Raw genomic sequence first — 7,736 nt, 5'->3', positions numbered from 1 at the left:
GTCGGTCATAATGTGCAGGATTCTGCACATTTACGGCGACTTGGCAATAAATGTGCAGAATCCTGCACATTATAGGGTTTTCTCAATTTCAGAGCACTGGCGGGGGGCGGACCCCCGGGGGTGATGAAGGCGCACATGCGCCCCCATCACCAAAGGCACCTTCGGTGCAAGATAGGCCTGCTCATGCAGGCCTTAGCCAAAGGAAGGGCCATCATCGTCAGGTGCAGGATTGCGGTCAGCCACGGCCTTCTGGACGGTCGTAATGGCATAGTCGTGGGCATGGGCTCCCTTTCGATCTGCAGTGGCCTCCAGGGCTGCGGCGACGTCCTCTGGGGACCGGCCTGAGCCGAGCGCCAGATGGGTCAGATGCCAGTCGACTTCCGATAGGTTCGATCCTGCCGGCGCAGCTGCGTGGCCCTGGCACCACCACGCGACCAGGTCGGAATCCGCCTCTGGGGCAGCGGTAACCTCGGCGGCCGCCGCGATCGCCGCCTTCCGGAGAGCCAGAGCGGCCCGTGCCGCATCAAGGAGCTCGCGAACTGCAGTGATGGCCTTGCCGGCATATGAGTGCAGCAGGGCGAACGGGGATCTGCCGCGGCTGTTCTTGTGTTCCGGCTTGGGATTGGTGAACCCCGCGAGCCGGCCGGACTGGTGGCCATCAGCAGCAGCAGTATCTCCGCCATATCGCTCGGCCAGGATGCGAGCGACCTCACCACGCAGCTCTGCCGGCGCCGGCTCACCCAGGCGGAACCAGGCCTGGTAATTGCCCGGGCTGGTTTCCACTACAACCGCAGGCTTCAGACCGTCCCTTTCCAAGGCCTTTGAGGTGAAGGCTGAAATGTCGTCGAGCAAGATCAAGTCGTGATCGCGATCGCGCGGACCTCGAACGAAGATGCTGTGCCCGGCCTGGTTAGCCCGCTTCAGTCGGGGCAGGTCCTCGAGAATCTGCGCCGGCGTCATCAGCCGCACGCTCGGGCGGTCGCCGCCAGCGATCGAGATCTCGACCTGATCGAGGCCGAGGCCCCGCAGATGTCGGTCGATGGCAATGCGTGTTCGATCGCGCGCGTCCGCTGCCGGCGCCTCCGCAGGGGCAGGGGTCTGAACGACCTCGGCTTCAACAGATGTCAGCTCGAGCTCGGTCGCCTCGATCTGGACCGCGATCGAACGAGCGCTTGTGGCGAGCTGCTCGAGCAGGGCCCGGTCCTGGCGAGCCTCTCGAAGGGCGTCGCCGCGTTCAGTGGAGATCCCCTTGGTCTCCAGCGCCCCCGCCACGACCCCCAGCCGTGGTTCGGGCGGCCGAGACAACACCAGTGCAGCGATCTCGTCACCAGCGGCCTCAGCCTCAGCTCGTTGGGCATCGAGGGTGCGGTGATCCACACGGGTCGTCAGCCCGAGCTCGGCAAAAGCATCGTTCTGCGCGGCCGCCCAGGTCTCGCGCCAACGCTCGAGCGCCTCGGTACCATTCCAGGCACGATTTTTGTTCTTGGCCCACCCGTCCGGCTGGCTAGGATCCAGCTCGCGCGTCGTCAGCATGACGTGGGCATGCCGGTTGGGCGGATCGTTCGCGTTGCGAGGTTTTGGATCGTGGATGGCCACATCGGCGATCATGCCCTCAGCGACCAGTTGAGCACGGACCCATTCGAGAACCAGCTCGGCACTCTCGGTCGCGGTCAGCTCGTGCGGGAGGGCGAGAATGAGCTCGCGTGCGAGCTGGCTGTTTTTCCGCGTCTCCTTCGCCTGGACCGCAGACCAGAGGGCTTGCCGATCAGTCGCCCAGGAGGGGGCTCCCTCCGGCGCCACGATGAAGGCGGCCTCGATCCCACGCTTCCGGCGATAGTCAAAAACCTCGCCGGTCTCAGCACAGGTGAGGAGCGCGCCGGCCCGGTAGGCAGCGGCTCCGATGGCGGACTTGCCGCTTGATCGGCCGATGATTGTCGCCGCGAGATGATAGGATGCCATGCCGAATGCTGCTCTTTCTTATACCCCGCAGGGGCGCACACAAACTCACAGAGTTTGTATAAGTGCGCCCTTCGGGATAATTCGACACACTTTAACCTCTCTGCTTATTAGCCCATATATGCCTATAATCTGAAAAAACAAACGTCGCAGGATCGCGCAATGTCACGCCTAAGCCCTCAAGAAAAACTCGAGAAACTTCAGAAGGAGAAGGCAGAGACGCTGGCCAAAATCCGCTCTGTCGCAGGCCGGGTCGCAGCCCAAAACAGGAAGGCGGACACGCGTCGCAAAATCTTGCTGGGCACCATCCTTCTCGAACTCTCAGCAGCCAATCCCAAGTTTTTGGCCTGGGTTGAGAATCGGATCGCCAAGCTGCCCGAAAAGGATGCCGCCCCGTTTCAGGGGTGGAATTTCGCTGATGCGGCCGCTGCAGCAGCAACCCGGGCGAAAGAGCGCGAGGAGGCTGCCAAGGAAGAAGCCAAGAAGGCCACCAAAGCGGCAGCGGCCCCCTCGTCTCCCGCACCTGCCCAGGCAGGTGCCTTTGGTGGTGTCCCCGCATCGCCTCGACCTAACACCGCCCCGGCCCCGGGGGCCCCCAGTGCTCAGCCTGGCAGGGTACCGCCGGCCCGGTCCTAGACCTCTAGGACAAGATCCGGGCGCCAAGGCCGGGTCTTGTCCCATCCGCCAGGATAGCCCCGAGGATTCGACAGGACCCTGGTCGCCCCACAATGATAATCGACGGCTTCATGGATGTGGCCATGGATCCAGAGGGCGGGCTGAAACCGCCCGATCATCGCCTCGAGGTCGGATGCATACGCTGGCCATCTCTCGTGCCGGCGGTCCTCTGCCGGGATCGAGCGGCCAGACGGGGCATGGTGGGACACCACGACCGTTGTCCCCGGACATGTCCTCCCCAGAGCTGCCTCGAGCGCGGCGAGGTCCCGATCATGCTCAAGGCCAATATCGCGCGGAGTTATAAGCCGGTCTTCGGTCTCGTGCCGCACCGAACGGTATTCCGGCATACTCGCGATCGCCCAGCGTTGCGGCAGGTCTCCCCGGTCGCCCAGTTCGAAATCCGTCCAGAGGGTGGCCCCGATGAAGCGCACGTCGCCAAATTGGACCGAGGAGCCAGCCCGCAAGATTGCGATCGGCCCCGCCAGATCGTTGAATTCCGGCGGTCGCAGGCTGGCGCCGAGCAGGTCGTGATTGCCGGGCACGAAAACCACCGGCTTCTGCGTCAGCGCCTGAATTCGCCGTAGCTCCGCAACCGCAGCACCAGGCCCGTCACCCACGTCGCCGGCAAGGACTAGGATATCGTGGCTGGGCACCACCTGCGGATCCCAGGGAGCGGCATCGGTGTGCAGGTCGGACGCAATCCAAACCTTCACTTCCTATCCTCCCCAGCCCGCGGCGCAGCCGCTCTTTGCCTCCCAGAACTCGGTGGGTGGTGACAGCGACCTAAGCAAATGGACTTATCCGCCGTCTAGGCGGATTCCGCTTATGAAATAGAAACTACCTCGGATTCAGACCGCTCGGCGGACTCACGCTCTTTCTTCAAGAACATCGCATGTCCTAGGGACGCCAGGACGGCCGCCAAACCCTCATCCTCAACGCCGGCGACGGCACGGTCGACTGGATGCATATCGGCCATCATTGCGTCGCGCTCGGCCGTCCGACGCCCCTGGTCATGGGTGAAGTCGTCAGGCAGTGGCGCCGGCGCCGCTCGCCAGCCCAGCAGGCGCCGGGAACGATCGGGCATGGAGAGACGATAGGCATTGCTCGTCTGCTGGACCTGGGGGCCCGTCTCGTTCCCCGTTGGCACGTACCGGCGCAGCCAGTCCAGGAAGCCATGGTCACGCAGAGCCTTGAGAGCCCGTACAATGGCATCGCGCGATCGCTTGAGCCGAGCCATCAGAAAGGTGATGGCCGGATCGAGCTGGCCTGTCTTCCGGTTGACCTTGTGAGCCAACAAGGCCAGCACCTGCAGCCCCACCTGACCCAGGGGGCCATTGCGTTGTCCGGGCTGCTTGCCAGCCAGATCGTATCGAGCTGCAGCGTGCAGGATCTGCTCGAGATCCCGTCGATCAACCGGACGCCAAAAGGCACCCTCGCGCCCGCGGAGATATGATTTCCGCCGGATAGGCTGATGCGTGCGACGCGATCCCGGCGTTGCTTCGGGTAGAGTTTTCAACATGCGGTCCCCCTTGGAACCGCCAGAAACAGGGCATCATCACGGATAGCTGTGCCCAAAAATCGGCAAAGCGAGCCCGTGGCAAGAATCGACTTGCAAAGCACCGGTGATTGAGGGAAAATCTGTCTTACCACAGAGAGATTTTTCCCGGCTTAATCACCGGATATGAAGCCCGCCACTGGCGGGTTTTTGTATGTCTGGGCCTAGCCCCTCACGTGGTTCGGACGTGACACATCGACGTCACGATTCGGTCCATGGTGCCAGACACCCCCACCCGCTCCAAGAAATTTCCGCCAAAACCCCCAGTTGCGGTTTTGAGCCAAATCATTGGCAGGATGGAAAAGAGGGGCTGACGGGCTCGCCTGACGTCTGTAAGCGCTATCTGGGGGCAAGCAGGCGTAGGGTTTAATGGCCGTTTTCAAGACCAAGCGATTGAAGGGGGTCGATTATCATCTCGACCACCTCGACCCGTTCCAGTTTGCACTGGCGGTGGACCAGGCTAGCTATACGGTCGAGGTGCATTTCAGCTGCCATTGCTTCACTGAGGAGATCGCGGCCCACCACACGCCGGACCTCTACTACAGCCATGCTGGAGAGCGTCGAGCCTTCAACATGGACCGATATGACCAGTCCAAGCTTCTCCCAGGATTGATCGCCTCATTGGGAAACCGATCAGTCTATTACACCCGTCAGGTGAACTACTTTTTCCTGAGAGATATGCCCAACCTGGTCGGCCCCTATGTCGTCTTTTTCGACCCTGCCAAGGCCAAGAAAACGGGGGTGGATGTACTGCTGAATGTACAGAGCGCCTACTGCAAGCCAGGCATGACCGATCGGGCAGCTCCCGTCAGATTCACCACCCTGGTCGAGGCAACGGCCAAGGCAAACCCCGTCAACCGCGGGCCAATCCAGCAGATAAAACGAAAATAGGCCCCGCAGGGCCTATCTCTGGGGCAATGCCCCGTATGGAACCGTCTTGCGTCCTCACAGAGGAACCAGCTTTCGCTGATACGGTAGCCTTATCGCTCGAAAGCTCACCATCCATAGGCTACGGGTAGATAATAGGCGACGGGGCTGGCCGGTTCAACAGTTTCTTGGAATTGTGATGACCAGCTGCTCAACGCAGGATCGGCGCCTTCGTCCCCCAAAAGCCTTCCAATCCATACAGACCGCTCCAAGGATAAGTATACTAATCCTTGTAGAAAGTATTGACACAAAAGGGGGGAGGGAGGCATAAGGGAGAAACCTAGAGGGGGGTCGGGGGGAGTGTCGAAAAGGGTTGAAGGAGGGTGGGGGGTTGCGCCCGCTGATCATTTTCAGCTTCCATTTCTCCAAGCAAAATTCAAGTTTTCCAGACAAGCCCTGAGTGTTATTTCTGCAACAGCCCGGCTTAGATACTTAATAAATCGTATCCAGCTCTTGCAACTATCCAAAAAATCAGCGCTTATTCATCTGTGAGAGCCTCAAGCGGCTGTAGTGTACCGTTGGCTTGATGTTTCTGTGGTCAGGTTATTCCCGTGGGGGGTTGAGCCAGCACCACGAAAACGGTGAGCTGGCGGCCCGGGCCACCAACTCACCGTCTCTCACCCTAATCCCGGACAGCGTTCTGCAAATATCCCGGCTCTGTTCTGGGTTATCAAACCAGATACGATTGTTGGACGCTAACTACCGGTGAAAAGGGCCTGAAACCCCTGCCAAACCAAGCCTTTCCGGAGTATGATCAACACCCTGCCCCTTAGCTTTAGTAGCACCCGGTTTAAGGCTAGATGACACCAGAACAGCTGGACAAGCTCCGCTACTACCTCGGTGATGCAATAAGCATCGATCATCTGTCGCGAAGGGAATGGCGTTTGCAGACCGACCTGCTGCGCCAATCTTTCATTGCCGCTGACATGTTTGTTCAGCTGGATAAGCGAGCAATCTTTGTAGATGGCCGCATCAGCGTAGATGTCGGGAAAAAGGCGCTCGCCAGCAAGGACGTGAAGGCCTTCTTCAATCGGCGTTGTCACGATTTTGGCCTAAAAAGCCGTCGGCTGATCTATTTCGATACCGTCAGCAGCGCCAAGATACGCGGAGGCAACCACAATACTCTGCTGCATTTCCATGCCCTTCTAGAATTCCCCGAGCGCCGCTCGCTGAAGCAATTCAAAGCCCAACTGAAAAAGGTTTTTGGGGATGCCAAGGAGCTAGGAGAACGGCAACTTCATAGGTCAGCGCCTAATTGGGACACTGGCTTTACCCATGGCTCAACCCGCGCCCAAGGCCCGTTGGGGAAGATCTTCTATTCAACAAAGAACGCTGGTGCGGCCTATGCTGCGCTGAACCTAAATAAGGGCGGTGCACGTAGCCGCGCAGCTCCTGTTGCCCGGGGAAGTCTAAACAAGCGATCCCAAGGCATCGCTAGAGGCCTCCCCTCGAACTTTAACGCCCAAATCGTAATCTGCGATCGTGTCTCTCAGCAAAGAGGCAGAGCAGCCTTCAACGCCTGGTACCAGGATGAGAAGGCAAAGCAGGATAGACAGATCCTGGAACGAGCCGCGAAGGCCGCGCCTACGACAGCAAACGAATCCGCCGCATTTGTCAGCCAAGTACCGCTGAAAATATCAGGCTCCAATGTCGCGTAACAGCGATTATGGAACCAATTTCAAAGACTTATTCAAATATCAGCAAGTCTTGAATCCAGGATTTTTGCTGCGGTCGATTTTCGACTTTTCAATGGCAATACAAATCATCACCGAAATGACGCCAGCTCGACGCGAATACTAGGCCACCAGCCGGCGCCAGAACGGTCGCCTGGCCTGGGCTCGCCAAGCGTCGCGATCCTCCTGCAAAGACAAGATCAGGCGCTCCTGGCCAGCGTCTCGAGCGGCCGCCACGGCCAGTTCCGCCTGCAGCTCGGCCACGCGGGCCAGAAGGGCCGGGACTGTGTCCTGAGGACTGTCCGGGGGACTGTCCTCAGGGCGGTCCGGAGGACTGTCTTGGAGCCTGTCCACGGGAATGCCGACGCGGGCCTTGCCATCGTTGCCCTGCTTTTTCGGCCACCCTTTACGGCGGGCCTGCCGGCGGACGGAATCAATGCTGATGCCGAGCCGGTCGGCAGCGTCCTTGTACAGCAGGAATTCGAAATCGGTGTCCATAGGGCGGTCCTCCGGGCTGTCCGGGGGACTGTCCCCGGGGCGGTCCTAAGGACTGTCCCACAGACGGCTTGAAGAACCGTTAGCGCTCCAGCTCCTTCTCGGCGAGCAGATCCTCATAGGTCGGCCGCCCGGACGTGGCTTGGGTGATCCGAAGATCAAGACCAACAGCCCTTAATATCCGAATGACGGAGATGAAGCCCGGATCCGGGCTTCGACCAGCTTCGAGCTCTATGACGCTACGCCGGCTGACACCTGCAACATCGGCCAGCTGAGCCTGGGTCATCTTCCGCTGCTTGCGGGCGGCACGGATCTGCTCTGCAATCTCGATGATGTCGGTCATAATGTGCAGGATTCTGCACATTTACGGCGACTTGGCAATAAATGTGCAGAATCCTGCACATTATAGGGTTTTCTCAATTTCAGAGCACTGGCGGGGGGCGGACCCCCGGGGG

General features: G+C 60.0%; 7 protein-coding genes. 3 read left to right on the top strand and 4 right to left on the bottom strand.

What is annotated here, in order from left to right; all coding sequences use genetic code 11:
- Positions 1–192: 192 nt before the first annotated feature.
- Both mobQ and GO014_RS18775 read right to left on the bottom strand, forming a co-directional pair.
- A complete protein-coding gene (gene mobQ / locus GO014_RS18780; protein WP_157291810.1) occupies positions 193–1,959 on the bottom strand; it encodes a MobQ family relaxase in 1,767 nt (588 codons plus the stop codon).
- A gap of 629 nt (positions 1,960–2,588) precedes the next feature.
- Entirely contained in the window at positions 2,589–3,344 is a 756-nt protein-coding gene (locus tag GO014_RS18775; protein ID WP_157291809.1) for a metallophosphoesterase, read from the bottom strand.
- A gap of 248 nt (positions 3,345–3,592) precedes the next feature.
- Between GO014_RS18775 and GO014_RS18770 the strand changes: the two genes are divergently transcribed.
- The 3 genes from GO014_RS18770 to GO014_RS18760 all read left to right on the top strand — a co-directional run bounded on the left by GO014_RS18770 (position 3,593) and on the right by GO014_RS18760 (position 6,771).
- Positions 3,593–4,084 carry a hypothetical protein gene (locus GO014_RS18770; protein ID WP_157291808.1) on the top strand — a complete coding sequence of 164 codons (492 nt, stop codon included), beginning with the start codon at positions 3,593–3,595 and terminating at the stop codon, positions 4,082–4,084.
- A 471-nt stretch (positions 4,085–4,555) separates the two neighbouring features.
- The gene (locus tag GO014_RS18765) at positions 4,556–5,077 is read left to right on the top strand and encodes a hypothetical protein (protein ID WP_157291807.1); all 522 of its coding nucleotides are present in this window, start codon (positions 4,556–4,558) and stop codon (positions 5,075–5,077) included.
- 836 nt (positions 5,078–5,913) lie between these two features.
- Positions 5,914–6,771 (top strand): hypothetical protein, encoded by an 858-nt coding sequence (locus tag GO014_RS18760; RefSeq protein ID WP_157291806.1) that lies wholly within the window; start codon positions 5,914–5,916, stop codon positions 6,769–6,771.
- A 138-nt stretch (positions 6,772–6,909) separates the two neighbouring features.
- Here the strand turns inward: GO014_RS18760 and GO014_RS18755 are convergent, their stop codons facing one another.
- Positions 6,910–7,284 (bottom strand): hypothetical protein, encoded by a 375-nt coding sequence (locus tag GO014_RS18755; protein ID WP_157291805.1) that lies wholly within the window; start codon positions 7,282–7,284, stop codon positions 6,910–6,912.
- Between the two features lie 79 nt (positions 7,285–7,363).
- The gene (locus GO014_RS18750) at positions 7,364–7,624 is read right to left on the bottom strand and encodes a helix-turn-helix domain-containing protein (protein ID WP_157291804.1); all 261 of its coding nucleotides are present in this window, start codon (positions 7,622–7,624) and stop codon (positions 7,364–7,366) included.
- Positions 7,625–7,736: the final 112 nt, after the last annotated feature.

Origin of the sequence: Devosia marina, from assembly GCF_009758415.1 — a bacterium.
Lineage (GTDB): Bacteria > Pseudomonadota > Alphaproteobacteria > Rhizobiales > Devosiaceae > Devosia > Devosia marina.
The sequence above is the reverse complement of the archived record's forward strand: the minus strand, read 5'-3'. Positions and strand labels throughout refer to the sequence as shown.